The organism is Stenotrophomonas sp. GD04145, assembly GCF_029835135.1.
Classification (GTDB): Bacteria; Pseudomonadota; Gammaproteobacteria; order Xanthomonadales; family Xanthomonadaceae; genus Stenotrophomonas; species Stenotrophomonas maltophilia_P.
In genome coordinates this window covers 135,704-161,290 of the sequence record NZ_JAODZG010000002.1, presented here as the reverse complement: position 1 = coordinate 161,290, position 25,587 = coordinate 135,704, and the positions used below count along the sequence as shown (strand labels likewise).

Annotated in this window: 17 protein-coding genes and 1 pseudogene; 4 read left to right on the top strand and 14 right to left on the bottom strand. The window is 68.0% G+C overall.

All coding sequences use genetic code 11. The features are described from left to right. Positions 1 to 13: 13 nt before the first annotated feature. The 12 genes from N7367_RS01820 to N7367_RS01765 form a co-directional block, all read right to left on the bottom strand. Entirely contained in the window at positions 14 to 2,161 is a 2,148-nt protein-coding gene (locus N7367_RS01820; protein WP_279941606.1) for a TadG family pilus assembly protein, read from the bottom strand. Between the two features lie 8 nt (positions 2,162 to 2,169). Continuing rightward, positions 2,170 to 2,625, bottom strand: coding sequence for a DUF3613 domain-containing protein (locus N7367_RS01815; protein WP_279941605.1), 456 nt, complete (start codon positions 2,623 to 2,625; stop codon positions 2,170 to 2,172). Continuing rightward, on the bottom strand, positions 2,622 to 3,500 hold the full coding sequence (locus tag N7367_RS01810) for a Flp pilus assembly protein TadD (protein WP_279941603.1): 879 nt from the start codon (positions 3,498 to 3,500) through the stop codon (positions 2,622 to 2,624). Before N7367_RS01810 ends, N7367_RS01815 begins: the two co-directional genes overlap by 4 nt. Before the next feature lie 5 nt (positions 3,501 to 3,505). Continuing rightward, positions 3,506 to 4,435 (bottom strand): type II secretion system F family protein, encoded by a 930-nt coding sequence (locus N7367_RS01805; RefSeq protein WP_065182948.1) that lies wholly within the window; start codon positions 4,433 to 4,435, stop codon positions 3,506 to 3,508. A 22-nt stretch (positions 4,436 to 4,457) separates the two neighbouring features. Beyond that, positions 4,458 to 5,408 (bottom strand): type II secretion system F family protein, encoded by a 951-nt coding sequence (locus tag N7367_RS01800; protein WP_279941602.1) that lies wholly within the window; start codon positions 5,406 to 5,408, stop codon positions 4,458 to 4,460. A 2-nt stretch (positions 5,409 to 5,410) separates the two neighbouring features. Beyond that, positions 5,411 to 6,760, bottom strand: a complete 1,350-nt coding sequence (locus tag N7367_RS01795; protein ID WP_065182946.1) for a CpaF family protein — start codon at positions 6,758 to 6,760, stop codon at positions 5,411 to 5,413. After that, positions 6,745 to 8,001, bottom strand: coding sequence for a fimbrial protein (locus N7367_RS01790; RefSeq protein ID WP_065175248.1), 1,257 nt, complete (start codon positions 7,999 to 8,001; stop codon positions 6,745 to 6,747). Before N7367_RS01790 ends, N7367_RS01795 begins: the two co-directional genes overlap by 16 nt. Positions 8,002 to 8,028: 27 nt before the next feature. Beyond that, on the bottom strand, positions 8,029 to 9,387 hold the full coding sequence (locus tag N7367_RS01785) for a type II and III secretion system protein family protein (protein WP_111185926.1): 1,359 nt from the start codon (positions 9,385 to 9,387) through the stop codon (positions 8,029 to 8,031). 18 nt (positions 9,388 to 9,405) lie between these two features. Beyond that, on the bottom strand, positions 9,406 to 10,449 hold the full coding sequence (cpaB, locus tag N7367_RS01780) for a Flp pilus assembly protein CpaB (protein WP_279941600.1): 1,044 nt from the start codon (positions 10,447 to 10,449) through the stop codon (positions 9,406 to 9,408). A gap of 19 nt (positions 10,450 to 10,468) precedes the next feature. Then, on the bottom strand, positions 10,469 to 10,945 hold the full coding sequence (locus N7367_RS01775) for a TadE/TadG family type IV pilus assembly protein (RefSeq protein WP_111185924.1): 477 nt from the start codon (positions 10,943 to 10,945) through the stop codon (positions 10,469 to 10,471). Next, entirely contained in the window at positions 10,942 to 11,487 is a 546-nt protein-coding gene (locus N7367_RS01770) for a prepilin peptidase (RefSeq protein WP_279941599.1), read from the bottom strand. Before N7367_RS01770 ends, N7367_RS01775 begins: the two co-directional genes overlap by 4 nt. 104 nt (positions 11,488 to 11,591) lie before the next feature. Beyond that, positions 11,592 to 11,771, bottom strand: coding sequence for a Flp family type IVb pilin (locus tag N7367_RS01765; protein ID WP_263174570.1), 180 nt, complete (start codon positions 11,769 to 11,771; stop codon positions 11,592 to 11,594). Between the two features lie 690 nt (positions 11,772 to 12,461). Between N7367_RS01765 and N7367_RS01760 the strand changes: the two genes are divergently transcribed. The 4 genes from N7367_RS01760 to N7367_RS01745 all read left to right on the top strand — a co-directional run bounded on the left by N7367_RS01760 (position 12,462) and on the right by N7367_RS01745 (position 21,581). Next, entirely contained in the window at positions 12,462 to 13,442 is a 981-nt protein-coding gene (locus tag N7367_RS01760; RefSeq protein WP_065175242.1) for a helix-turn-helix domain-containing protein, read from the top strand. A gap of 202 nt (positions 13,443 to 13,644) precedes the next feature. Continuing rightward, complete coding sequence (locus N7367_RS01755; protein WP_279941598.1) at positions 13,645 to 20,265, top strand: ESPR-type extended signal peptide-containing protein; 6,621 nt, start codon at positions 13,645 to 13,647, stop codon at positions 20,263 to 20,265. A 62-nt stretch (positions 20,266 to 20,327) separates the two neighbouring features. After that, a complete protein-coding gene (locus tag N7367_RS01750) occupies positions 20,328 to 21,167 on the top strand; it encodes an OmpA family protein (protein WP_279941597.1) in 840 nt (279 codons plus the stop codon). A gap of 123 nt (positions 21,168 to 21,290) precedes the next feature. Then, positions 21,291 to 21,581 carry a hypothetical protein gene (locus N7367_RS01745; protein WP_053517836.1) on the top strand — a complete coding sequence of 97 codons (291 nt, stop codon included), beginning with the start codon at positions 21,291 to 21,293 and terminating at the stop codon, positions 21,579 to 21,581. 15 nt (positions 21,582 to 21,596) lie between these two features. Here N7367_RS01745 and N7367_RS01740 read toward each other — a convergent pair. Both N7367_RS01740 and N7367_RS01735 read right to left on the bottom strand, forming a co-directional pair. After that, positions 21,597 to 23,368 (bottom strand): annotated as a pseudogene (locus N7367_RS01740) (chloride channel protein). 62 nt (positions 23,369 to 23,430) lie between these two features. Continuing rightward, complete coding sequence (locus N7367_RS01735; RefSeq protein ID WP_345781884.1) at positions 23,431 to 25,512, bottom strand: TonB-dependent siderophore receptor; 2,082 nt, start codon at positions 25,510 to 25,512, stop codon at positions 23,431 to 23,433. Positions 25,513 to 25,587: the final 75 nt, after the last annotated feature.

Here is a 25,587-nt window from a genome sequence, read left to right as displayed (position 1 = left end):
GCGCCGGCCCGGCTCAGAACACAAGCTGTGCGCCATTGCACTGGATGGACTGGACGTTGACATCGGTGCGGCCCAGCTCCAGCCCCAGCAGGCTGGCCAGGGTCGTGCTCAGCAGGGAGCCGACGGTGTTGAGCACCGGCTTGAGCGCGGCCAGCACCGGGTTCAGCACGGTGCACAGCACACCGCTGCAGGACACGTTGTTGCCGGGCGCGGTGACACCGCCGCCGGCCGCCGCGTCGAGGAAGCCGTCCGGGGCGGTCTGGATGTACGAGGCCAGATTGGTGCGGACGCAGCCGTTGTAGTCGATCAGGTTGCCCAGCAGGCTGTCGCAGCGGTTGATGAGCAGCCCGCCGATCAGTGAGCCGAGCAGCCCGTCGAGCAGACCCAGGCCCTGTCCCGTCACGGTGGCGCGGTAGCCTGCCCAGACCGAGCCATCTTCCCAGCAGGTGCCCAGCCCGATCAGGCAGGGTTTGGGCACGCCCTTCTTGACCGTCCAGTTGCCCAGCGGTGCCAGGTTGCGCGACGGGTCGCCGTCGCGCAGCAGGGGAATGAGCTGGTCGACGTTGTAGCGGCCGCCCGAGGGGAACGCTGCCTGCAGGTAGCGGTCGGCCAGTGCCTTGGCCGTGTCGTTGGCATTCATGCCCTGTGCCGGCGAGCTCAGCATGCCCGACAGGACACGCAGCAGCTCGTTGACCAGGTGCGAGACCGCGTCACCGACGGCCAGGGGATTGATCCGGGTGGTGCCGGTCTGGCCGGCGGCCAGGGTCAGGCTCTGCGTGCCGGTCAGCGCCGGCAGGGTGATCTTGTCGTTGATCAGCGGCCGTCCCAGCAGTGTCAGCAGTTGTTCGTTCTGCAAGGTGGCGTCGCAGACATTGCTCTTGGAGAAACGGTCGGCGGCATTGACCTTGCCGACGCACGCGCGCAGTACCGAGGAGTCCACCTGGATGGTGGCGGTGGGCGGTGCCGCGCTGCATTGGATGCTGGTCAGTGTTCCCATCGCGTTGGCCACGTCCACATGCAATGGCAGGTGCAGGCGCGTGCCCAGCAGGTTGAGCAGTGGCCCCACCCCGAACAGGCGGTCGCTGTCGACGTCGACCATCAGCCGGACCTGTGCGTTGTAGGCGCGTGCGCCGACACCGCCGATGGCGATCGACGGCGGCTCGACAACGCCGGCCTTGATGTCCATGCCGAGCAGGTTGAGGTTCGGCACCGCTACGCCATTGCCATCATTGGCGATGGAGATGGCTGCATTGACCAGGTCGAGCACGTTGATCTGCGACTGCAGCGCACTGCCCACCGTGCCGTCGGGAGAGATCACCTCGGCGAACAGTCCGCCGCCGCCGTTCTGGCTGCCCAGCGCGATATTGACCCGATTGATGTCAAGGCGGGTGGCCACCAGGTCCGACAGCGCACGCAGCTGCACGCCTGCGGTGGTGCTGCGGCCGACCACCGTGGCGGTGGCGTCCACCAGCCGTGCCAGTGAAACCTGGTTCAACGACAGCAGGCGATTGAAGTCGGCCACGCTGAGATTGGCGGTGACCGGAATGCCGAGCGCATTGAGCAGGCCTGACGGTGTGATGTTGGCCTGCGCCAGTCCGTCGTACGACAGCACCGTGGCGTTGGTGACGTCCAGCCCCACCAGGCGCAGGGTGCCCATCAAGGGCGAGTTGCCGTTCGTGCGCAGCAGCTGCGAACCCACCGCGAACACCGCCGTCGGTTCCGAGCGGCGTGCCACGGCCTGCACGGTGATGGTCGGCAGGCTCTCGTTCTGGCCGAAGAACGGCAGCACGCTGCGGGTCGCAACCACCCGGACCGCGTTGCGTGGATTGCTGGCGTCGACCGTCTCACTGAACCGGTTGCCTCCGCGTGCGGCGCTCCAGTTGCCGCAGCGGACCTGCACCGTGCCCGGGAACTGGTTCTGCGTGAGTGCGCTCTGCCGCGCGGCGCTGTTGTCGCCGTTGCTCGATGTACACAGCTCAAGTCGCTGTGCACCTGCCAGCGCCGCCAGGTCCACGACCTTCTGCGCATCGCGCTTGGCCCAGAACAGGAAACCGACCTCGATCAGACCCAGCATGGCCACCAGTGCCAGCATCACCAGCATCATGGTGACGGACATGCCGCCGCGCGGGCGGTGGAAACGGGGCTGGCGAGAGCGGTTCATGGCATGCCTCAGCGTCCGGAGTTGGAGGTGCTCTTGGAACTGCCGACATCCGTGTCGAAGAAGGCGGGGATGTCCTGCTCGAAACTCTTCAGGTAGCGCGCGTAGCTGGCGGTGGCCTGGTCACCGAGGATCGGCAGCCGCGCGCCCGCCTGTTGCCCGGACGCCTGCAGCTGGAACAGCTGGCGCGTGGCATCACCGACCTCGTTGCGCCGTGGCGCAGCCGGTGCAGCGGCCACCGGGGCAGGAGGCGCGGTTGGCATCGCCGGGGGCGGCGCAGGCGCCGCGAGGTCGACGGTTGCCAGTGCTTCGACCTGCTGTGGGGCGACGGCCGGGCCGGCGGCCGGGCTGCCTCCCAGCATCTGGCCGGTCAGCGGCGCCTGTGGCGACTGTGCGTGGGCTCCCGTGGCAAGCAGGCAGCAGGTGACCGCAGGCAGCAGGCGTCGGATCAGGGTCATCGCGGTCATGGCGTGTTCTCGGTCGGGTGGTCGGACGTGCCGAAGCGCTCCAGCATCGACGGCGGCAGGCGGGAGGGATCGCGATCGCGGGCGTCACGGCGTGTTTCGGCCGCCAGCCGGCTGCCGGCCGGGGCGGGGGCGCGGGATGGCACAGTGGCGATCCGTGCCGTGCTGCTGGCCGCCGCTGCCTGGGCCTGGCGCTGCTGCAGCCGGCTGCGGATCTGCTGGGCCTGCTGCTGGATGCTGCGCCGGGTGTCTTCGTTGAGGTTGGCCTGGGCAGCCAGACGTTCGGCCGTAGCGTTGTCGCCGCGCAGGACCGCCCACAGCGCCAGGTTGGCGGTCGCCTTGGCGTTGCCCGGTGACAGTTCCAGTGCTTTGGCCAGCGGCTCGCGGGCCTGATCGAAGCGGCCGGCACGCAGACGCGCATACCCCAGGTCACCCAGATAATCGGTATTCAACGGCTGCAGCTGGGTGGCGCGGGCCAGCGACAGTTCGCTGCCGGCCTCGTCATCGCGATGCGCGGCGATCAGGCCCAGGCCATGTGCCGCGGCGGCGGCCTGCGGCCCGCTGCTGAGTTCGCGGTACAGCGCGGCCGCGGCGTCGGTCTGGCCGGTCTCGCGCAGTGCATTGGCCTGCAGCAGGCGCAGCGCCGGAGGATCGCCGTAGCGCTGGCGGAATGCATCCACATGCGCCAGCGAGGCGTACCATGCCCCTTGCAGCTGCATGCGCTCGATCAGCTCAAGGTAGGCATTGCGGCTGTCCTGCGGCGCGGGCCCGGGCTCGGCCAGAGTGGGCGCGCGCAGGTACTTCGGGGTGGACGAGGCGCATCCCGCGACGGCAGTGGCAAGAGCAAACAACAGACAGGCGTGGCGCAGAGCAGGCATGACGGTCATCCCATGTTCGACAGGGTTTTGGCCAGCGCGACCAGCGCAGGCCCGGCCAGCACCAGCATCAGTGCAGGCAGCAGGGTCAGCATCATCACCACGGTCATCTTCACCGAGAGCTTGCCGACCTTCTCTTTCAGAGCATTGCGGCGCTGTTCGCGCAGCCGGATGCTGAACTGGCGCAGCGGCTCCTGCACCGCGCCGCCGTGGGCGTGCACCTGCAGGATCAACTGCACCAGGCTGGACAGGTCGTCATCGCCGTAGACATCGCTGAGCCGGCGCAGCGACTGGGCGCGAGTGCGTCCATGGGTGTAGGCGACGTTCGCCTCCTGGATCTCGCCACCGAGCACCGGCAGTGCGTCGCGCAGCTTGTCGCCCAGGGTCTGCAGGCTCTGATCCATGCTGAAGCCAACCCCCTGCAGCAGGCGCAGCAGGTCGATCAGCAGCGGCAACTCGTTGTTGACGGCGCGTCGCCGCCGTTTGACCCACGCGGCCAGCACGAACTTGGGCAGCAGCAGGCCGGCGGCGAGCGCGCCGACGATCACCATGATCCGGGCCAGGCCGGTGGCATCGCTCACGGCCAGGGTCAGCGCCAGCACCAGTACTGCCAGCAGAAGGCGCAGGCCCAGATAGATCGCCGTGCCGCGACGGGTGTTCCAGCCGGCCAGATCAAGCAGCAGGCGATCCTCGCCTGCCAGCAGTGCGGCTTCCAGGCGCCCGCCGCTGAGCGTCCGGCCGAAGCGCTCCAGCCAGCCCAGTGAATCCCTGCGGGCCGCGTCCTCGTCGGCGATCGGATCACGTGGCTGCAATGCGGTCTTCAGCGTTGCCGCACTGCGGTCCTCGCGATGGCTGCGGACCCAGCCGCCCACACCGAGCAGGGCGACGCCGGCGGCCAGGACCAGCAGGGCAAGTGCGAACCAGGCAGTTGCGCTCATCGGGAACCTCCGCTGCAGATGCTCATAGCGACTTGGCCAGGCGATACAGCAGGAAACCACCGAGCAGTTCCAGGCCCAGGGCGATCAGCAGGATCTTGTGACCGAGCGGATCGTGCAGGACGGGCTGGAAGAACTCGGGGCTGGAGATCGCCATCAGTACGGCGCTGGCGGGCGGAAGCAGTCCCAGCACCCAGGCCGACATGCGGGTCTCGGAGGTGGTGGCTGACAGCTCCTGCTGGGCCTGCTCCAGGTCGCGCATGAAATCGCCCATGCGCTGCAGGATCTGATCGGCGCGGCCGCCGATGCGGACGCTGACGCCCATCACCACGGCCAGCACCTTCAGCACCTCCATCCGATAGGGCTGCGCGGCGAGGTTCAGTGCGCGGTCCAGGTCCATGCCTCCCCGCGCGTATCGCACCGTGGTGTCCAGCAGCTCACGCAGCGGCGGCGTCGCCTGCTGCGACGCGACCTGGAAGGCCGACTGCAGGCTGTTGCCGAGCGCGGTCAGGCGGACCAGGTTGTCGAGGAAGTCCGGCAGCTGGTGCAGCAGCTTGGCCTGGAGCTTGGCGGTGCGGCGCATGATCCACAACCAGCAGCCCAGCAGGTACAGCAGCAGCGTCAGCGGCAGCATCCATGCCGTTCCGAGCCGCAGCATCGCGACCAGCGAGAGGGCCAGGCCGGGCACGAGCAGCATCAGCGGCACCTTCCAGCCGGTGGCGAGGCCCGCGCGTTGCAGCAGGCCATTCCAGGGCAGCGCGCGTCGGCCAGCTGCTGCCGGCAGCGGCCGCGATCCATCGTTGGCCGCAGCCGCGTTGCCGCCCGGGCCCGCGCTGCCGCGTGCCAGCTGCTGTTCGGCATGCTGCAGGGATGCCTGCCGCTGTTCGCGGCTGTTGGCGGTGCCCCACAGCCATACCGCCAGCGCCAGCAGCACCGACACGATGCTCAATACGCCCAGCAGCAGGCCGGTCCCCATGTTCAGTAGTCTCCGTAGAGGGATTCGCGCAGCAGTTGGCGGAACGGCTCGAGCTTGTGCGAGTGCGGCTGGAAGCCCAGCCCGATCCAGCGGTCGGTCTCCTTGCCACTGCCGTCGATCTGCACTTCGTGGCGGAACATCTCCTGGGTGGTGATCAGGTTGTCGCTGACGCCGGTGATCTCGGTGATCGATACCAGCACGCGCCGGCCACTGCCGAGGCGCGAGATCTGCACGATGAAATCGATCGCGCTGGCGATCTGCCGGCGCAGGCTGTCTTCGCTGCCCTGGAACCCGGCGAAGCCGGCCAGCATCTCGATGCGATAGAGACAGTCGCGCGGCGAGTTGGCATGGATGGTGGCCATCGAGCCGTCGTGGCCGGTGTTCATCGCCTGCAGCATCTCCAGCACTTCCGCGCCGCGCACCTCGCCGACCACGATGCGGTCGGGGCGCATGCGCAGGCTGTTGCGCACCAGGTCACGGATGCTGACGGCGCCCTGTCCCTCCGCACCACCGATGCGGCTCTCCAGGCGCACCACGTGCGGATGGTTGAGCGAGAGCTCGGCGGTGTCCTCGACGGTGATCACGCGCTCGGTGGGTGGCACGTAGCTGGCCAGGGCGTTCAGCAGCGAGGTCTTGCCCGAGCTGGTGCCACCGGAGACGAGGATGTTGCAGCGACCCAGCACCATCGCCTTCAGCAGCGCCTGCATCGGCGCATCGAAGGTGCCCTTGGCCAGCAGTTCATCGGGCGTGAACGGGTCCTTGCGGAACTTGCGGATGGAGACCATCGGGCCGTCCACCGCCAGCGGCGAGATGATCGCATTGAGGCGGCCGCCGTTGGGCAGGCGCGCATCCACCATCGGGTTGGAGTCATCCAGGCGCCTGCCAAGTGGTGCGAGGATGCGGCGCAGGATGCGCAGCAGATGGGTGTCGTCGGTGAAGCGCTGGGTTGCGCGCTTGAGCTGTCCGCCCTGCGAGACGTGCACATCCTTGAAGCCATTGATCAGGATGTCTTCGATGGTGGGATCATGCAGCAGGTCGTCCAGCGGGCCGAAGCCGGTCAGCTCCTTGACCAGGCCCTCGGCCACCACCTGCATCTCCTCTTCATTGATCGGGATGCGCCACTCCTGGATGAAACCCACGGTCTGCACCTGCACCCAGCGCGCGATCGTGTCCGGTGCCCAGGAATCGATATCGATGCGTTCGTCCTCGATGCTGTTGAGCAGGTGCTCATGCGCCGCGGACAGCACCTTCTGGTACTGCTCGGTCTCTGCGAACGGCAGATTGCCCGCAACGTGGTCAGGAACGGTGTGGCGGGCGACGGCGTGCGGAAACGGGGTTACTTTGTCTTCCATTGCGATCCACCCAGGGCAAGGGCAAGTCTTTCCCGCAGGCCGTGCGTCTGGACCGGGCATGCAGCCGGATCCAGGCGTTGGACGAGCGGGGCGAGGGCACGCAGGTACGGATCACGCGGCGCGTCCTGCAGCAGCAGGTGGCCGTGGCTGGCGGAGGCACGTACGCGTGGTCGTTCGGGGAGCGTGGCCAGCAGTGGAAGCTCGAACCGTCGGGCGATCTGCTCCGGGCTCATGCCGCTGCTGTCGTCATGGCGGTTGATCACCAGTTGCAGGCGCTTCTCCCGTTCGCGCTGGCCGGACAGATGCTTGAGCGCATGGTCAAGCGAGACCAGAGTGGCAATCGAAGCGTCCGCGACCAGCCAGATCTCGTCGGCCTGGTCCAGCAGCAGCGGTGGCAGTTGACGCAGCGGGCAGCCGCCGGCGTCGCAGAGCACGCTGGCGAACACGCCGCGCAGGCGCTGCAGCAGGGCTCCCGGATCGGACGGTGGCAGCGCATCGCTGCCGCTGGCGCGGTCGAGCAGGACCAGTCCGCTGTCATGGCGCGCCATCGCAGTGCGCGCCAGGGTGGCGTCGATGCGGCTGGCATTGCGCAGTGCGTCTTCGTAGTGGAAGCGGCTGTCCAGATTGAGGTAGAGCGCCAGGTCGCCTGCCGGCTGCGCCAGTTCCAGCAGCAGACCGTCCTGGGTGCTGGCCTCGCCCTGCGCCAATGCATGGGTCTGTTGTGCAAGCACGGCCAGATGCGCGGCCAGTGTGCTGGTGCCGACCCCGGCACGTACGCCCAGCAGCAGGATCAACCGCGCCTTGTGCGGCTGGTGTGCGGCAGCGGCGGGCCGGGGCGAGAGCGCGCGGCGCAGCGCGGCCTCGATGCCGGTGTTGTCGCTGTCCAGGTCGAGCACATCGCGCAGGCCGGCGCGCAGCGCCATCACCACGCCTTCGACCTGCCCGGCACTGGTGGCGCCAACGGCGACCAGCGCAAGGTCCGGCTGGGTCTGCTGCAGCTGCTGCGCCAGCACGGTCGAGGCGGCGGCGTGCTCGGGGCGGAAGTCGAGCAGTACCAGATTCTGCGGACCGCGTTGCAGGTCCTGCGCGGATGTCGGCTCACCGCTGTCCTGCCAGTGCAGGGTGGTGGCAGGCGGCAGCTTGGCCGCCAGCCGCGGCAGCAGTTCGCGATCCATCCCGTACAGGACCAGGTTCATCGGCGGTCCTTGCGGATGCAGCGGCTGGGCAGTGGCGTAGGGCATGGGCGTGGTATCGCAGGCATCATGGATTCAACGTGAGAAACCGGGCACCGGGTCCTGGCTGACCGGACCCAGCAGCCAGGAACCCCACTCAGGCAGGTTGGGCCGGGCCTCGCGCTCGCCTGGCAGTGCCAGCTCGGCATTGCGGGCGAGGGGCTGCACCAGCCGTGGCGTGACGATGATCACCAGTTCCTTGTCCTGGCGCTTGTAGTCGAAATCGCGGAAGAACGAGCCGATGATCGGCAGGTCGCCCAGCAGCGGGATCTTGTTCACCGTGGAGGCGACCGTCGAGCTGACGAGACCGCCGATCACGAAGCTCTCGCCATCGCCCAGTTCCACCGTGGTATCGGCACGGCGGGTGCTGATCGACGGAATCTGCACACCGTTGAGGGAAATGGCGTTGGTGTAGTCGAGGTCGCTGGCTTCCGGCGCCACCTTCAGGGCGATGCGGTTGGGCGCGAGCACGGTCGGGGTGACGGTCAGGCCGATGCCGAACGGCTTGTAGGTGATGGTGGTGGTCCCCAGGCCCTGGGGTTCGAGGATCGGCAGTTCACCACCGGCGAGGAAGCTGGCGCTCTGGCCGGACAGCGCGACCAGGGTCGGCTCGGCCAGCACCCGGGCCATGCCATTGGACTGCAGCAGATCGAGGTCCGCATTCCACAGGCCCTTCGTCGAGCCGAACACCAGGCGGAAGGCCGACGAGATGGGCGATTCCGATTCGTTGCTGGAATTGCCCTCCTGCATGCCGGGCAGCACGCCGGTATTGCCCGGCAGGATGCCGCCCGGACGAGCGAAGCCATAGGCAAAACCGCCGTTGCGGTTCTGGAAGCTGATGCCGACCTGTTTCAGCGCGGTCTTGTTGAACTCGACCACCTTCACCTCGACCTGGACCACACCGCCGCTGGCGATGGTGGAGGCATCGGCCAGCTGGCCATCCTTGCCCAACGCCATCGCGGCCGCCTTCTGTTCCTGCATGTGCGAGAGCGCGCTGTCGGTGCTTCCCTGCAGCAGGCCCTGCTGGTCCTGCTGGGTGAACACCAGGCCGCTGGAACCCGCATCGGCCGCCCCCTGCACCGCGCTCTGCACGCGGACCTGCACGCGCTGTGGCTCCGACTGCTTGCGGTGCCACAGCAGCAGGGTGGTGGTGCCGGGGGCCTTGCCGACCAGCAGCGCCTGGCGCTGGCCACGCAGCATCACGATATCGGCGACGCCCGGATCGGCGATGGCCACCCGTTCCAGGTCCGCGGGCAGTGTCCAGGGCCGCTGTTCGCGGGCCTGCAGCACCAGGTCGTCAGCAGCCACGCTGGTCGCAGGCGCCAGCAGCACCAGCAGCAGAGCGAGCCAGCGCTGGCGGGAGGAGGGGCGTGGACTCTGGCGACGTTCGGTCATGGAAGCTCTCGGTGCAGGTCAAAGGGAGCCGCGGGGCGCAGAACCATCGCCGCGGATGATCTCGATTCCGGATGCGCGCGGTGCGCTGCGGCGGGCGGCGGGGGGCTGTGCGGGGGCGTCGTTCACCATGCGTGCGCGTGCGCTGCTGCGGCCGGCCAGGGCATCGCCATCGATGCCGGCGAAGGCGTGGTTCTCGGGGCGCTGCAACGCCAGCTGCTGTTCCGCGTCCAGGCCACGCAGCGGATCGATCACGCCTCGCGCCTGCGGGAACAGGGCCAGGTCGGGCTGGCCGGCGTCGGCGGGATTGCGCAGCGCGAGGTAGAGCTTGCCCTGCTGCGCGCCCAGCAGCAGCCGGTTGGCGTCGGCCACCGGCACCGCCAGCACGGCGCTGCGGGCCGGCTGGGCTGCGTCACGGCTACTGCCGCCACTGCTGCTGGCGTTGCTGGTGATATCTGCCGCGCGCGGGTCTGCACGGTTGCTGGTATCGGTGCTGGTACTCGTGCCGCTCGTGTTCGGGGCGATGTCCTGCTGGCCATAACTGAGCACGCGCAGGCGCGACAGCAGCAGGCGGGTCTGTGCGGCGTCGGGTGCCGCGTTGTAGCTGGCAGGTTCGCTGCGCAGGTTGAGGAACACATCGACGAAATCGCCCGGCAGGATACGGTTGCCGGCACCGACCAGTTCATCCACCGGCACCGCCAATGCACGCTCGCCGGGCCGCAGCTGCAGCGAGAAGCCCTGGGCCAGCACCGCGTCGCTGATGATGCTGCCTTCGGCGATGTCCTGCACCGGTACCTTGCCGACCACCGCGGCCAGGTCGGCGGCGGCACCCGGCACGGCTGCGCTTCGACGGGCCAGGCGCACGCCATTGGCAGTGATCGGTTCACCGGCCGGCAGCCGGGCGATGGCCTCGACCACCGTAATGGCCTGTGCGTCGGCGTGAACGACCGGAGCCGCGCTTTCCGTCGAAGGAGCGGGCCTGCGGCCGATCACGAATGCGATCAGCGCCAGCAGCACCGCGAGTGCGATCAGAGCGATGGCGGCGATGCGGGTCAACTTGAGCATGGAACCGTCTCCTGTACCGTCAGTTGCCGGAGCCGAGGTCGAGCTGGGCGACCGCGACGCTGCGGATGGGGGCCCGCATCACCCAGCCGTAAAGCGTGGCGGTGCCGGGGAAGAAGGGGTGGGCGGCATAGTCGTAGCGGACGGTGACCGTCATGCACTGCGCGGTTGCCATGCCCGCGCAGGGCGCCTGCGCCGAGACCTGGATCGGACCGGTGCCGCCGGCGCTGCAGTCGGGGTTCTGCCTGGAGAACTGCAGCAGCCATTGCATCGACTGGCGTGCCGCGACGCACGCGGCCGTGCGCCGTTCGTTGGCGGTTCCGAAGCGCAGCGATGCGCGCGCGCCTTCGGCAGCGGCTGTTGCAAGCGTCTGCTGGGCAGCCATGATCAGCACGCCGGAAAAAGTGAACAGCAGCAGCGGCACCAGGCCGAGAATCATCATCAGCGCGTATTCGACGGCAACCACGCCACGCTGGCGCCGCGGACCGAGGGTGTTCATGCGAGACCTCCGTAGGTCGTGGCCAGCAGCCAGCCGATCGCCGCCAATGCGAGGTAGGCCGCATAGGGAATGCCGCGGCGCCCCTGGCGGGCAGCCTCCATTCCGCGCAATGCGGGGTGTGTCTGCCATTGCTCGCTGGCGCGCGATACCTGCAGCTGCACGCGCATCGGCAGGTGCATGCCCAGCTGGCGCCCGAGCAGGATCGCCACTGCGTGGGCGCCGGCGGCAAGGCTGGCCACTACCCATATCGGCAGCAAGGCATGCCATCCCAGCAGCAGGCCGAGCACGGCAAAGAACTTCACGTCGCCAGCGCCCATCCAGCGCAGTGCGTAGAAGGGCAGGAGCGCGAGCAAGCCGGCAACGGCACCGAGCAGGTGCGCCGGCCATGGCAGTCGTGGCTCACCAAACTGCCCGGCGACGAGCAGAGGTATTGCGAGTGCGCACGCCACCAGCAGCCAGGCATTGGGCACCCGGCGGGCATACAGATCGCTGATCGCGATCCGCAGGCACACACCGATGGCCAATAGTCCCAGCAGTGTCATCGCACTCCCCTTCGTCCGTCACTGGACCGTCTGCAACCGCATCCCGGCCTGCGGCCACCGTGGTCGCGGATGGCGCGACCAGCGGTGGTGCGTCCGCAGGTCGCTCAGGTGGTTGCTTCGGTGGCGATTGCCGAAAGGCGGGTGAACAGCGTGGTGAAGAATGCCGTGATCTGGGTGCGGCCCACGGCAATCAGGATGCCGGCGATCACAGCGGCCAGCAGCCCGTATTCGAGCGCGGTCACGCCATCTTCTTCTTTCAGGAACTTGCGGATGGAAGCGTTCATGACGGTTGTCTCCCTCTACCTGTCAATGGCAACAAGACACCTGCATCGGCCGGTTGCCCGACTCCGTCGGGACCGTCCATGGACCTCGGCCATCCTGGCGGAGGTGGCAATGCGGGACTGTCCCGCATCGCTCAAGCAGGGTGATCTCCGCCAGGGGGTGCAGCGACCGCGCATGTGCGACCGCGCGGCACCAGGCCGGTGGTCGCAACGTCATCGAGCAGCGCGTGCATCGTCATGCTGTCCCCTGGGTGTGACCGCATCGGAGCGGTTCGATCACCGTGATACCGACTTTGCCTGAATGGCGGCCGGGTGCAACCGGAACCTATATGCAAATTCGGCAGGAATATCTTATTCCTGATAATCGGTTGCTTATTCTGTGATGAAACGCCGTTCCCAGGCGTAACGATTCATCGTGATGTTAATAATGTGACCCGGGTTAACGCATGCGAGAATCGTGCCACTGGCGCCCACATTTCCTTCACGCCGGGCGCGGGTTGCTGTATTCCCGCGCGACCTGTTTACCTGTGCGGATTATCGGGCATACTCGTATTCAAGGTTTGGTACTTTCAAGGTGGAGCCGGCCAGTGGCCGCATCCATCACGGCAACGGATGATGCTCTTGGAAACCGCGCGCACCTGTAGGGCAGTGGGGGTTGCGGCGGGCAGCTGACCAACGGGGGACGACACTGTCATGGTTGATGGTGGGGTGGTTGACAGCGACGACGGCGAGCTCCGGTCGATCGACCTGGCCACGCTGAGCGGTGTGCTTCGCGTATGCGATGTGGAACTGTTGCTGCTCGACGGCAATGGTCCGCGCGCGGCGTTCGCTTCGCGCGTGCATGAGGAAGCCCTGTTCTGCAGCATCAGCTGCGGATTCCATTGCCGTGGCCGCTTCATGCTGCCGCCGGACTGGGCGATGCTGGGGTATCTGCAGGCCACCGACGAGGCGGTGAGCTGGTGCCATGGCGTACCGCTGGCGGCCGGGATGGCGTTGACCGTGCTTCCCGAAGGCATCAGTGAATTCACCCTCAGCCCCGGTACCCGCTTGACCCTGATGCTGGTGCCGGTATCCCGCGTGCAGCGCAAGCTGACCGAGCTGAGCCTGCGCAGCACCCCGCCGGCGGGACAGGCGCTCTCGCTGTTCAATCTGTCCGGTGATGATGCCCCGCTGGCGCTGCATTACCAGCAGCTGCACCAGCAGCTGGGGCAGGGTGCCAGCCTGCAGCCGGAGGAAACCGAGCGGCTGCTGCATGAGCACATCCAGGCCCTGCTGGGTGCCGGTGCCGTCGATCGCCCGGGGTGCAGCCGCGCACGGCGTACGCATTACCTGATCGCCCAGCGCGCCGAGAATTTCATGCGGCTCAATCTGCGTCGCAATATATACATGAATGAAATCTGCGACGCCGCCGGTGTCAGCGAGCGTGGCCTGCGCTACGCATTCGAAGATCTGTTCGGTACGTCGCCCAACCGTTATCTGTCCATGCTGCGCCTCTGTGCAGCCTGCCGCAGCCTGTCGATGGCCGACTCCAGCAGGCGTTCGGTCAAGGCGATCGCGCTGAGCTGTGGCCTGTGGGATCTCTCCCGCTTTGCCGACAATTACCGGAAGGTGTTCGGTGAACTTCCGCGGGATACCTTGATGCGTGCACCCGCGCAGTTGGGCCAACCGGCCTGAGTCCTGCCCCACAAGGGCTTTCACGGCATTGCTGCCGGTTTTGCATATTCGGCTGCCGAATCCGGCCGTGGATTTGCCGGATTGCGAGATTGCCCTGCCGGATTGAAGTGCGCCACGCCTCCGCGAACCGTTGAAATGTCAGTCACCTGCCTAGCGGCAAGTCCACTGTCATTCAAGTTGTTCGCCTACGGGGGAAATGCTCATGAACCGCATCTACCGGCGTGTATGGAACCGCCAGCTCAATGCTCTGGTTGTGGCCTCGGAACTGGCCACCGGCGATAGCGGCGGCACCGCATCACGCGATCCGCGCACCTCCCTGCTGACGCCCAGCGCTCTTGCGCTTGCACTGCTGTGCGTGCTGGCCAGCGGACCGGCATCTGCAACCGAATCCAACCAGTCGCTGCGCGATCTACAGGCGCTGGCGGCCAAGTACACCCAGACGTTGCCGGTGAAGGTCGATGCCGAAGTCGCCCTGGCCGCAGCCGCGCGACAGGCGCAGGCCACGCCTGCGATCAGTGCCGATACGCGCGTGGGCCTGCAGTTGAGCACGACCTCGCTGCCGCTGGTGCGCGAGGTCCTGCCGGCCGCCGTGCAGGTGAAGCTGGGGGCGAACGCATCGCCGCAGCATGTGCCCACGCCAGCGCTGGCCGCTGATGTGCGGGCCCAGCTCGGCATCGGAGCCGATACCCAGGTGGATACCTCACTGGCAGCGAACGTTTCCTCCGGTGCCGCTTCGCCGCTGGGGCTGACGGCCGATGCGAAGGCAAAGGCCAGGGTCGGCATCGCGGGTGCCCCGCTGGCATCGGTGGGTGCCGGCGCCAAGGCGGCAGCGGGTATCACGACGTCCTCGCAGGGATTGTCCGGGTTGAAGGCCGGCATCGACGGCAACGCCGACTCGCATCTGGCCATCGCCGGACATCGAATCGAGGGCCAGGGCAAGGCCTCTGCAACCGCAGCGGTAAGCTTGCCCGCCAAGGAAGAACTGCCGGGCGAGACCCATGATCGCGCGATCACGGCGGCGTTCGATGCAGGCGTCGCCGGCAAGGTGCGCGTGCAGCGCCCGGGTGGCCAGGACGTGGTGGCCGATCGCAACCTGAAGCTTGCGGGCCGGACCGTCGCGAGTGCGCAGGCCAGCACGCTCGGTCTTGGAGGCCTGCATCACGGCGCCCTGGGCGATCTTGGCGGTGCGGTGGGGGGCGTAGTGCACGGCGTAGTCGGCACGGTGGGCAGCGCAGCAGGCGAGACGCTGCACGAAACCGTCGGCACCGTAGGTAGCGCAGTGGGTGGCGCACTGCACAACACCGTAGGCGCAGTAGGTGGCACGCTTCACGGAGCTGCCGGCACGGTCGGCGGTGCGGTGGGCGGCGTAGTGCACGGCGTGGTCGGCACGGTGGGCAGCGCAGCAGGCGGAACGCTACACGAAACCGTCGGCGCAGTCGGCGGTGCGGTGGGCGGCACGCTGCACAACACCGTGGGCGCAGTAGGCGGCACGCTCCACGGTGCTGTCGGTACGGTCGGCAGTGCGGTGGGCGGTGTACTGAACGGCACCGTCGGCAACGTCGGTGGTTCCCTGGGCGACACGTTGAACAACACCGTAGGTGCAGTGGGTGGCGCGCTCAACGGCACGGTCGGTACGGTCGGCAGCGCCGTAGGCGGCGCTTTGAACGGTACTGTGGGTGCCGTAGGCGGCGTCCTCGATGGAACCGTCGGCACCGTCGGTGGTGCAGTCGGTGGCGCGCTCAACGGCACGGTCGGTACGGTCGGCAGCGCCGTAGGCGGCGCTTTGAATGGCACTGTGGGTGCGGTCGGCGGTGTCCTCGATGGAACTGTCGGCACCGTCGGCGGTGCAGTGGGTGGTGCGCTCAACGGTACAGTCGGTACGGTCGGCAGCGCCGTAGGCGGCGCTTTGAATGGCACTGTGGGTGCGGTCGGCGGTGTCCTCGATGGAACTGTCGGCACCGTTGGCGGTGCAGTGGGTGGTGCGCTCAACGGTACAGTCGGTACGGTCGGCAGCGCCGTAGGCGGCGCTTTGAACGGTACCGTGGATGCCGTCGGCGGCGTCCTCGATGGAACCGTCGGCACCGTCGGTGGTGCAGTCGGTGGCGCGCTCAACGGCACAGTCGGTACGGTCGGTGGCGCCGTAGGCGGCGCCTTGAATGGCACTGTGGGTGCCGTCGGCGGCGTCCTCGATGGAACCGTCGGCACCGTCGGTGGTGCAGTGGGCGGTGCGCTCAACGGCACGGTAGGTGCAGTCGGAGGTGCCCTGGATGGAACTGTCGGCACGGTCGGCGGCGCGCTCAACGGCACCGTCGGCACGGTTGGTAGCGCCGTAGGCGGCGCCTTGAACGGCACGGTGGGTGCGGTCGGCGGTGTCCTCGATGGAACTGTCGGCACCGTCGGCGGTGCAGTGGGTGGCGCGCTCAACGGCACCGTGGGTGCGGTCGGTGGCGTTCTGGATGGAACTGTCGGCACGGTCGGCAGTGCCGTGGGCGGCGCCTTGAATGGCACTGTGGATGCCGTAGGCGGCGTCCTCGATGGAACCGTCGGCACGGTCGGCAGCGCCGTAGGCGGGGCGTTGAACGGAACTGTGGGCGCGGTTGGGGGCGTTCTCGACTCAACTGTCGGCACTGTCGGCGGTGCGCTCAACGGCACGGTTGGCACGGTTGGCAGTGCTGTGGGTGGCGCTCTGAACGGCACCGCAGGTGCGGTCGGCGGTGTCCTCGACGGGACCGTCGGCACGGTCGGCGGCGCGCTCGCCGGCACTGTCGGAACTGTCGGCAGCGCCGTAGGCGGCGCTCTGAACGGCACCGCAGGTGCAGTTGGCGGTGTCCTCGATGGAACCGTCGGCACCGTAGGCAGTGCGCTCAACGGCACCGTCGGCACGGTCGGCAACGCTGTAGGCGGGGCTTTGAACGGAACTGTGGGCGCGGTTGGCGGCGTTCTCGACGGAACTGTCGGCACGGTCGGCGGTGCAGTCGGCGGTGCGTTGAACGGCACCGTGGGCGCGGTCGGCGGTGCAGTGGGAGGCGTACTCAACGGCACGGTCGGCGCAGTCGGTGGTGCGGTGGGTGGTGTGCTCAACGGCACCGTCGGCACCATCGGAGGTGCCGTGGGCGGTGCACTCAACAATACGGTCGGCTCGGTCGGCAGCGTTGTCGGTGGCCTGCTCGGGGGTGGCAGCACCACGCCGGGCAGCGGGCTGGACGGCGTACTCACCGGCACGCTCGGCAACGTCGGCGGTGCGGTGGGCAACCTGCTGGAGGGCAACCTCAACGGTACCGTCAACAATCTGGGCGGCGCAGTCGGCGGGCTGGTGGGCGGCACGCTGGGTGGCCTGGGCCTGACCCAGCCCTCGGCGATTCCGCCGGACAGCCCGAAGGCACCCGCTCCGGCTGATCCGAATGCGGGACTCATCATCGGTACCGGTGGCCTGGTCGGCAACGTCGGCCAGCTGATCGGCCCGACGACCAGCAGCCTGTTCGGCGGTGACGGCTATCTGCACAACGGCAATCTCAAGCTCAGCAACGCGAACGTGATGCAGGCCTACTCCACGGTCAACGTGCTCGGCCTGCCGGTCGTGAACCTGTCACCGGTCGGCAGCACCCTCAATGGCCTGGGCGGCGCGGTGACCGGTGGCAGCTCGCACCTGACCCTGATCGGTGGCGTCACCTCCGACAGTTACATCTACAACATCAACAACGGCAACCCCGGTGGCCTGCTGGGCCTGCTGCTGCCGACGGATTCGCCGGCATGGGCCGCCAAGTGCCTGGATATCGCGTTGGCCGACATCTCCTGCTGGGCGGTCAACGCCGCACAGGATTACCAGGTGCTGATGGGTGACGGTGCCTTCGCCAACGGCTCCAAGGAAGTGGTGATCGGCGCCAATGCCCGCCATGAGCTGCCGAAGGTGGATGCCAACGTGGCGTTCCCGGGAGCCGGTCCCAATGATCCTACCAATCCAACCGGCGTGCCGACTGCGGACTACGCCGCGCGCATGGGCCACTCGGTGATTGTCGGCGACAGCGCGGTGGGTACTGCCAACGGCCAGACCCTGCTGGGTGCGGAGGCGACCTCCAACCAGGCCAACTCGGTGGCGCTGGGCTACCGTTCCGCTGCGCTGCGCGGCGCACAGGCCAGCTACAGCGCCTATGGCCTGACCGCCGCCCAGGTCTCTGCCGGTGAAGTTTCGGTGGGTACCGCCAACGGTGGCGAGCGCCAGATCACCAACCTGGCTGCGGGTAGCGCCAATACCGATGCGGTCAACGTCGCCCAGTTGAAGGGCGCGATCAGCCTGATCGATGATGTTTCGGCCGGCGCGGTGATGTACGACGTCGATGGCGCAGGCAATCCGGACTATCGCCGCGTCACGCTCGGCAACGGCACCGGTACCACCACCATCGGCAACCTCGCCGCGGGTGCGGTGACCGCCGGCAGCCTGGAAGCCGTCAACGGCGGCCAGCTGGCCACCACCAACGCCGCCATCGCCGGCTTCTTCGGTGGCATCACCGCCTTCGATCCGGTCAGTGGCGCCTTCACCGCGCCGCTGTTCGAGATCAGCACGATCTCCACCGACGGCGCCATCGCGCAGGGCCTGTACAACAATGCGACCGATGCCTTCGACGCCGTCGACGGCTCGCTGGTCAATCTCAACACGCAGATCAACGATATCCGCAACGGCGGCACCAAGTACCTGCGGGTGAACTCCACGGGCGTGGAGGCGGTGGCCACCGGTGCCGACTCCATCGCGGTCGGTACCAACGCCCGCGCCACGGCGGCCAACGCGATCGCGGTAGGTGCCGGCAGCCTGGCTGACCGTGCCAACAGCGTGTCGATCGGTGCCGCGGGTGCCGAACGCCAGGTGACGAATCTGGCCGCCGGTACGGCTGCCACCGATGCGGTGAACCTGGGCCAGCTGCAGGCCTCGGAGGAAGGCGCGCTGCGCTACGACCTCAATGGCGATGGCAGCGTCAACTACGCCAGCGCCACGCTGGGTCAGGGCGGCACGGCGACCACGCTGCGCAACCTCGGCCCGGGCCAAGTGAGCGCCACGAGCACCGAAGCCATCAATGGTGCCCAGCTGTTCGCTGCCAACCAGGCTGTCGCCACCCATCTCGGGGGTGGCGCGGCGGTCAATGCGGCCGGTGTGCTGACCGCGCCGACCTACACGATCAACAATATCGCCGCCAATGGCACCATCAGCCAGGGCAGCTACAACGACGTCGGCACCGCCTTCGACGCGGTCAGCAATTCGCTGGCCAATGTCGCCGACCAGACCGACGATATCGACAAGCGCGCGGTGAAGTACGATGTCGATGGCAGTGGCAACGTCGTCAACACGGTCACCCTGAGCGGTACCGGCACGGGTGCGGTGAAGGTGACCAACGTGGCGGCCGGCAGCATCCTTGCAGGCAGCAGCGACGCCATCACCGGCGACCAGCTGTTCAGCACGAACTCGACCATCGCCAGCTACTTCGGTGGCAGCACGGCCTTCGACGGCACCACCAATCTGTGGACCGCGCCGTCGTTCAGCATCTCCAGCATCGCCACCGACGGCACCCTGACCGCCAACGACTACAGCAACGTCACCGCGGCGTTCTCCGCGGTGGACGGTTCGCTGAGGGTGCTCAACCAGCGCATCACCAACGGTGGCGGCAGCCCGTACCTGGCAGTGAACTCCAGCGCCGCGGCGGCCGCTGCGGCAGGTGCGGAGGCGCTGGCGGTGGGTCCGCAGGCCAGTGCGGCAGGTGCTTCGGCCGTGGCAGTCGGCAACGGTGCCAACGCCAGCGCGGACAACAGCGTGGCACTGGGTGCCGGCTCGGTGGCCAGCGTCGGCGCGCAGAGCGGCTATACCGGTGCCTATGGTCAGACGGGTGCCAGCAATTCGGCAGGCGAAGTGTCGGTCGGCAGCAGCGGCAGTGAACGCAAGATCACCCACGTTGCCGACGGCTCGGACGATCACGACGCGACGAATGTCGGCCAGCTGAAGAATGGCGTGAACTATGCCATCGATCAGTCCAAGGCCTACACCGACCAGAAGATCCAGAACATCACCAACGTCGCCGGCAGCTTCCGCGCCAACAACAGCAACAACCTGGCCGATCCGGCCGCGACGGGCGCCAATTCCGCAGCCGGTGGTGCAGGATCGACGGCCGCCGGTGCCAACTCGACGGCCCTGGGCAACGGCTCGCAGGCACAGGCCGACAACTCGGTGGCCCTGGGCGCAGGGTCGGTGGCCAACCGTGCCAACACGGTTTCGGTTGGGGCCAGCGGCGCCGAACGGCAGGTGGTCAATGTGGCAGACGGCACCCAGGCCACCGATGCGGTCAACGTGCGGCAGCTGCAGGCCTCGCAGCAGGGCACCATCCGCTACGACACCACCGTCAACGGAGCCACCAACTTCAACAGTGTCACTCTCGGCAGCAGCACCAGCGGCCCGACGACGGTCCGCAACGTTGCCGCCGGTACGGCAGGCACCGACGCGGTCAATGTCGACCAGCTGAAGTCCGGCATGGCGCAGACCCTGGACTGGTCGAAGGCCTATACCGACGAGCGCATGGGCGGCTTCGAGCGCGACCTGCGCAGGACCGACAACCGCGCTTCGGCCGGCATCGCTTCGGCCATGGCCACGGCCTCGCTGCCGCAGCCGAGCGAAGCGGGTCGCAGCATGGCCTCGTTCGCCGCCGGCAGCTACAACGGCGAATCGGGCGTGGCGGTGGGCCTGTCCGGTGTCTCGGAAGGAGGCCGCTGGATCTACAAGTTCAGCGGCTCTACCAACAGCCGTGGCGAGGCCGGTGTGGCCGTCGGTGCCGGCATCCAGTGGTAACCGCCGTAGCCGGGCCGCAATCGCGGCCCGGCTGCCGCGCAAACGTCTACAGGGGGAATGACATGAATCAGCATCGCATCGCCCGCGCCGGCCGCATCGCCGTGTCGCTGGGCCTGATCCTCGCCGCCGGCCTGCTGGCCGCCTGCCGCAGCCACGCGCCCGCCGGTGAGGGTCCGGCGGAGGCCCCTGCAGTGGCCTTCCCGGAAGTCTCCAAGGCGTCGCTGAAGGAGGGTACCTATCCCGACATCGCCGACCTGCGCCGCTTCGCGCCCGGGATGAGCAAGCGGCAGCTGTACAGCCTGCTGGGTACGCCGCACTTCAACGAAGGCATGTGGGGCGTGCGCGAGTGGAACTACCTGTTCAACTTCCGCACCGCACAGGGCGCCGAGTACTTCACCTGCCAGTTCCAGGTGCGCTTCGACAACAAGGGCATCGCCCAGGCTGGCTACTGGAAGCCCGAATCCTGCGCCGCCGTGCTGGACCCGCCGCGGCCACCGCCGCCGCCGCCGGCACCCGCGCCACTGCCCGAACAGCCGTTGCGCCTGGCCGCCGATGCACTGTTCGGTTTCGACAGCGCGGTACTCAGCGCCGAAGGCCAGCAGGCGGTGCAGGGCATCCTGGCGCAGGTCCGCGAGGCCAGCAAGGTGCAGTCGATCCAGGTCGTCGGCTACACCGACCGTATCGGTGCGGCCAGCTACAACCAGCAACTCTCGCAGAGGCGGGCCGAAGCGGTGCGCGCGGCCCTGGTGCAGGGCGGGGTGCCGCCCGGCAGCATCAGTGCCGAAGGGCGCGGCGCGGCTGAACCGATCGTGCAGTGCGCACAGCGCAACCGTCGCGAACTGATCGCGTGCCTTGCGCCGAATCGCCGGGTGCAGATCGTCGGGGTCGCGCACCCGCGCTGAAGTCTCCCGCGCCGTGGCCATGCCCCGGCATCCCGAGTCCCCCCTGACCACCGGCAGGACGTGGCCACGTCTCCCCTGTCGTCCACCCCTGCCGGTGGCTCAGGTTTTCATACGGTGCACGCGATGAACGCCCAATTCCTGCCTCTGTCCATGAAGACGGAAACCACCCTCAGCGTGTATGGCCAGCTCGGCAATCATGCGGTCGTGCGCATCCCCGGGCGGCGCCTGCCGGGCCTGATCCTGCAGGCCGATACCGTGGCCGGGTTCCTGGCCCAGCTGCAGGAAACCCAGGCCTGCCTGCGCAGCGGCCGGGCACAGCGTGCCGATGCAGAGCTGGACATGCTGATCGACATGCTGGAGCAATGGTACGCGTTGATCGAGTCGCGGCTGGCCGATGCCGGCGAAGCGCTGTAGCAGCGGGGCGGGCGATCAATCGGCGTCTTCGACGCGCTCGCCCATCAGTTCGCGCTGGCGCTTGTCCAGCTCCTCGGCGTAGCGCCTGCGCACGAAGGCCTCGGAAACAATGCCCAGCAGCTGGCCATCGGCGGCAACCACGGCCAGTTCGTCGGCCTGCGTCCGGTCGAAGCACTGCATCACGCTGACCACATCCGCGCCCGGCAACAGTGACACCTCGCGGTTCTCGGCCAGATCGCCAACGGGTGTCTCGGGCTTCACGCCGTCGGCGTAGACGCGCGGAATCTGCACAATGCCGGCGTAGTGGCCTTCACTGTCGATCACGACCACGCGACTGCCGGAGCCCAGCGGAAAACGCTGGCGGAATGCACCAGCATCCAGCCCGGCCGGAGTGGTGGCAACGCCCTTGCGCATCATCCGCCCGGCGTTGAGGGTGTGGATCCAGCCGACGTCGCGTGCGCTGCGGATGGTTTCGCCGCGCAGATGCATGCGCCACGTCGAGAACGAGTAACCGAACCACTGGCGGACCAGCGTGCTGGAGACCAGTACCGCGCTCATCACCACGCTGGTCAGCAGGAAGTCGTGGGTGCCTTCCAGCACCAGCATGGCCATGGTCATCGGCGCGCCGACCACCGCGGCGGCCAACGCGGCCATGCCCGCAAGCGCCGCGGACGTGGCATCAATCACCGGCACGCCAGTGGCCATCGCCAGCAGGCCGGCAAACAGGGTGCCGACCAGGGTGCCCATGAACAGCGACGCAAAGAACAGACCACCGCGGAAGCCGAAGCCCAGCGAAATGCCCGAGGCCAGAAGCTTCAGGGCGAGCAGGCCGCCGATCCAGATCAGTGGCAGCTGCGTGGTCAGGTCCAGGTGCAGCGCACCGTGACCGGAGGAAAGCACCTGCGGGCTGGCCATGGCCAGTGGAATCAGCAGGAGGCCGCCGACCACCGGGCGCCCCCACAGGGGCAGTGGACTGCGCTTGACCGCGCCTTCGATGGAGGCGATCAGTCGCATCACGCCGATCCCCACCATGGCGCAGCAGCAACCGAGCAGGCCGTAGATCGCGTAGTCGGCGGCGCGCACATCGATGGTCGAGGCTGCGGGAAGCAGGTACGCCTCGATGCCGGCCTGGTCGGCGACGAATGCACCCGCCAGTGCGGCCAGGGCCACAGGCGCGAGAGCGGCGGGCGTGTAGGCGCCGATGACGATCTCGAACGCGTAGAAGGCGCCGGCCAGCGGAGCCCCGAAGGCCGCGGCGATGGCGCCGGCGGCACCGGCACCGACCAGGATGCGCACATCATTGCGGCGCAGGCGCATGACACGGCCCAGCTGCGAGCGCTGCCCGCACCCATCTGGGTATACGAAGCCTCAAGACCGACGGACGCACCGCAGCCGTTCGACAGCAGGGTCTGGGTGAGCACGATCAGATTGTCGCGCATCGACATGCGACCGCCATGCAGGGCATTGGCCTCGACCGCGTCGAGCAGCGGGCGCTTGCGCCGCGCGGCCGCCAGGCTGACCAGCCCGACCAGCAGGCCGCCCAGCGGCAGCACCAGCAGGGCGGTCCAGCTGAGCGTGGGCAGGGAGCTGAGGCGCATGCCGGGTTCCAGCCCGTACAGCGCACTCTGCAGCCCGCGCGCGATGTCCGACTGCAGCAGCGTCAGGCCACCGGCAATCAGGCCGACCAGCAACGCCAGTGCGATGAACCACAGGTCACTGCCACGCAGGCGCAGGCGCAGGCCCTGGAAGGCCAGATGCAGGCGCGATGGTGGAACCGTGGAGGCCATGGTGGCGGCATGATACGCCGCCATCGTGATCGCCGCCGTCACCGCATCGGGTATTTACCGCATCAGAAGCGGTAGCGTCCCTGCAGGTAGAAGGTGCGTGGCGCGGCCACCATGCGCCCGGCATTGCCGTCGACATTGCGGGTGTACCAGCGCTTGTCGGCCAGGTTGTTCACGCCGGCCGTGATCTCGCTGTCGCCCAGTCCCGGAACCTGCCAGGCCACCTGCGCATTCCACAGCCGCACCCCCGGCACGCGGCCCACGCGTGCATCGGCGCTTTCCTGCCAGGTGTTGGCAGCGTCGGAGAACTGGCCGCTCTGGTGCGTGCTGGAGACATTGAAGGTCCAGGCCGACAGCGCATAGCGGGCGCCGATGCTGTCGGTGTCGCGCGAGTAGAAGGGCACGTCCCGGCCGCGGTTGTCACCGGACTGCTGGATCGCCTTGGTCCAGGTGTAGTTGGCGTACAGCTCCAGTCCGGCCAGCACGCTGTCTTCGGCGAAGCGGTATTCGAGCGCGCTTTCCACACCCTTGTGGTCGGTCGCACCGATGTTCTGGAAGGTGGGAGGAGTGATTCCCGGCACCTGCAGGATCTGGTTGTCGAAGCGCATCCTGAACACCGTGACCTCGGCGCGCAGTGCGCCGTCCTGCCAGCGGGCGCCCAGCTCGGTGGTCCTGGCCACCTCCGGATTCAGCGGATTGCTGGCGGTCTGCGAGTTCAGCTGGATGTTCTGCACGGGCCCGAACGAGGTGGTGTAGTTGCCGAACACGGTCAGCTGCGGGGTCAACAGGTAGGCGACGTTGAGCGAGGGCAGGGCTTTGTCGTTGCGGCTGTTGAAGGTGGTGCCGCCATCGGCCTGGCGGCGGTCCATGTCGATCCATTCCATGCGCACCCCCGGCGTGATCCGCCACTGGCCGATGGCGATGCGGTCGTCGAGATAGAAGGCGTGGGCGTCGGTGGCATTGTCGAAGCGGTTGATGGGGCTTGCGGCGCCGGTGCGGCGGGTCACCGTGTAGCTGCGGTCGTTGCCGCGCTCGCGCAGGAAGCGGTAGCCCGCGGTGACGTCGTGCACGCTTGCCCCCCAGTGCAGGCGCTGGGTGTAGCGCGGTTCGATGCCGAGCACGCGGTAGTCGCGCGGCTGCACGCTCACCTGGGTGTTGGCAGCGTTGATCAGCGAGCTGGCACGGGTGCTCTCGTTGTAATAGGCCAGTACCTCGAACTCGCTGGTGTCGGACAACGTGTGGGTGTAGCCCAGATCGATGCCCGTGCGGTGGCCCTTCCAGAAGTCATCGGGACGCGTGTTCTGGAACGGATCCGCCTCGTACTGCGCGCGGGTCAGGCCGCCTGGCGTCAGCGAGCGGACGTCGTAGTAGGACAGCTTGGCACGCAGCGTCTGCTGGTCGTCGATGGCGTAGGCGAACTTCAGTGCCAGATCGTTGAAACGGTCGTCGCTGCCTTCGCGCCAGCCGCGACCGTCCTGGCCGGAATAGAGCAGGGCGACGCCCAGGCCGTTGTCGCTGGTGCCGCCGAGGAAGGTGTTGTACTGGGTGCTGTCGCCGCCGCCATGGTCATGGGCGTTGTAGCGGATCCCGACCTCGCCGTGCAGGCCGCTCTGCTGCGGAATGGCGCGGGTGCTGAAGTTGATGATGCCGCCCACGTTCTGCGGCCCGTAACGCACGGCTCCGCCGCCACGCACGACGTCGATCGATTCGATGTTGGACAGGCTGGCCGGCGCGAACGACAGCTGGGGCTGGCCGTAGGGTGCGACGGCCAGCGGCACGCCATCCAGCAGCACCGTCGAGCGGGGTGAGTAGCGGCCGGTGAGGCCGCGCACGCCGATGTTCAGCGACACCGAACTGCCGGCGGTGCCGGAGTTGTCGGTGATCTGCACGCCGGGGATGCGGCGCATGGCGTCGCCGATGCTGGCCGCGCCACTGGCCTCGATGCGCTGGCGATCGACCACCGTACGTGCCCCGGCGAAGCTCTTGACGCTGTCATGCAGGCCGGTGCCCAGCCAACTGCCGGAGACCTGGATGCTGTCGAGCGTGGTCGGCGCGTCCTGGGCGAGGGCGGAAGCAAGGGGCATCAGGCACAGGGCGAGGGCTGCCACCAAGGGCAGCTGGGCCGGTTTCGGGGTGTGGAGGGGCATCTGGACGGCGCAGGGAAGGTGGTAAATGAGAATTATTGCTGATTCCATTCGTGAATGGAATCGAAGGCCGATGGC

Bases quoted from the DNA above. Each gene is read 5' to 3' on its own strand.
- N7367_RS01820 (WP_279941606.1), bottom strand. From the start codon at position 2,161: ATGAACCGCTCTCGCCAGCCCCGTTTCCACCGCCCGCGCGGCGGCATG.
- N7367_RS01815 (WP_279941605.1), bottom strand. From the start codon at position 2,625: ATGACCGCGATGACCCTGATCCGACGCCTGCTGCCTGCGGTCACCTGC.
- N7367_RS01810 (WP_279941603.1), bottom strand. From the start codon at position 3,500: ATGCCTGCTCTGCGCCACGCCTGTCTGTTGTTTGCTCTTGCCACTGCC.
- N7367_RS01805 (WP_065182948.1), bottom strand. From the start codon at position 4,435: ATGAGCGCAACTGCCTGGTTCGCACTTGCCCTGCTGGTCCTGGCCGCC.
- N7367_RS01800 (WP_279941602.1), bottom strand. From the start codon at position 5,408: ATGGGGACCGGCCTGCTGCTGGGCGTATTGAGCATCGTGTCGGTGCTG.
- N7367_RS01795 (WP_065182946.1), bottom strand. From the start codon at position 6,760: ATGGAAGACAAAGTAACCCCGTTTCCGCACGCCGTCGCCCGCCACACC.
- N7367_RS01790 (WP_065175248.1), bottom strand. From the start codon at position 8,001: ATGCCCTACGCCACTGCCCAGCCGCTGCATCCGCAAGGACCGCCGATG.
- N7367_RS01785 (WP_111185926.1), bottom strand. From the start codon at position 9,387: ATGACCGAACGTCGCCAGAGTCCACGCCCCTCCTCCCGCCAGCGCTGG.
- cpaB (WP_279941600.1), bottom strand. From the start codon at position 10,449: ATGCTCAAGTTGACCCGCATCGCCGCCATCGCTCTGATCGCACTCGCG.
- N7367_RS01775 (WP_111185924.1), bottom strand. From the start codon at position 10,945: ATGAACACCCTCGGTCCGCGGCGCCAGCGTGGCGTGGTTGCCGTCGAA.
- N7367_RS01770 (WP_279941599.1), bottom strand. From the start codon at position 11,487: ATGACACTGCTGGGACTATTGGCCATCGGTGTGTGCCTGCGGATCGCG.
- N7367_RS01765 (WP_263174570.1), bottom strand. From the start codon at position 11,771: ATGAACGCTTCCATCCGCAAGTTCCTGAAAGAAGAAGATGGCGTGACC.
- N7367_RS01760 (WP_065175242.1), top strand. From the start codon at position 12,462: ATGGTTGATGGTGGGGTGGTTGACAGCGACGACGGCGAGCTCCGGTCG.
- N7367_RS01755 (WP_279941598.1), top strand. From the start codon at position 13,645: ATGAACCGCATCTACCGGCGTGTATGGAACCGCCAGCTCAATGCTCTG.
- N7367_RS01750 (WP_279941597.1), top strand. From the start codon at position 20,328: ATGAATCAGCATCGCATCGCCCGCGCCGGCCGCATCGCCGTGTCGCTG.
- N7367_RS01745 (WP_053517836.1), top strand. From the start codon at position 21,291: ATGAACGCCCAATTCCTGCCTCTGTCCATGAAGACGGAAACCACCCTC.
- N7367_RS01735 (WP_345781884.1), bottom strand. From the start codon at position 25,512: ATGCCCCTCCACACCCCGAAACCGGCCCAGCTGCCCTTGGTGGCAGCC.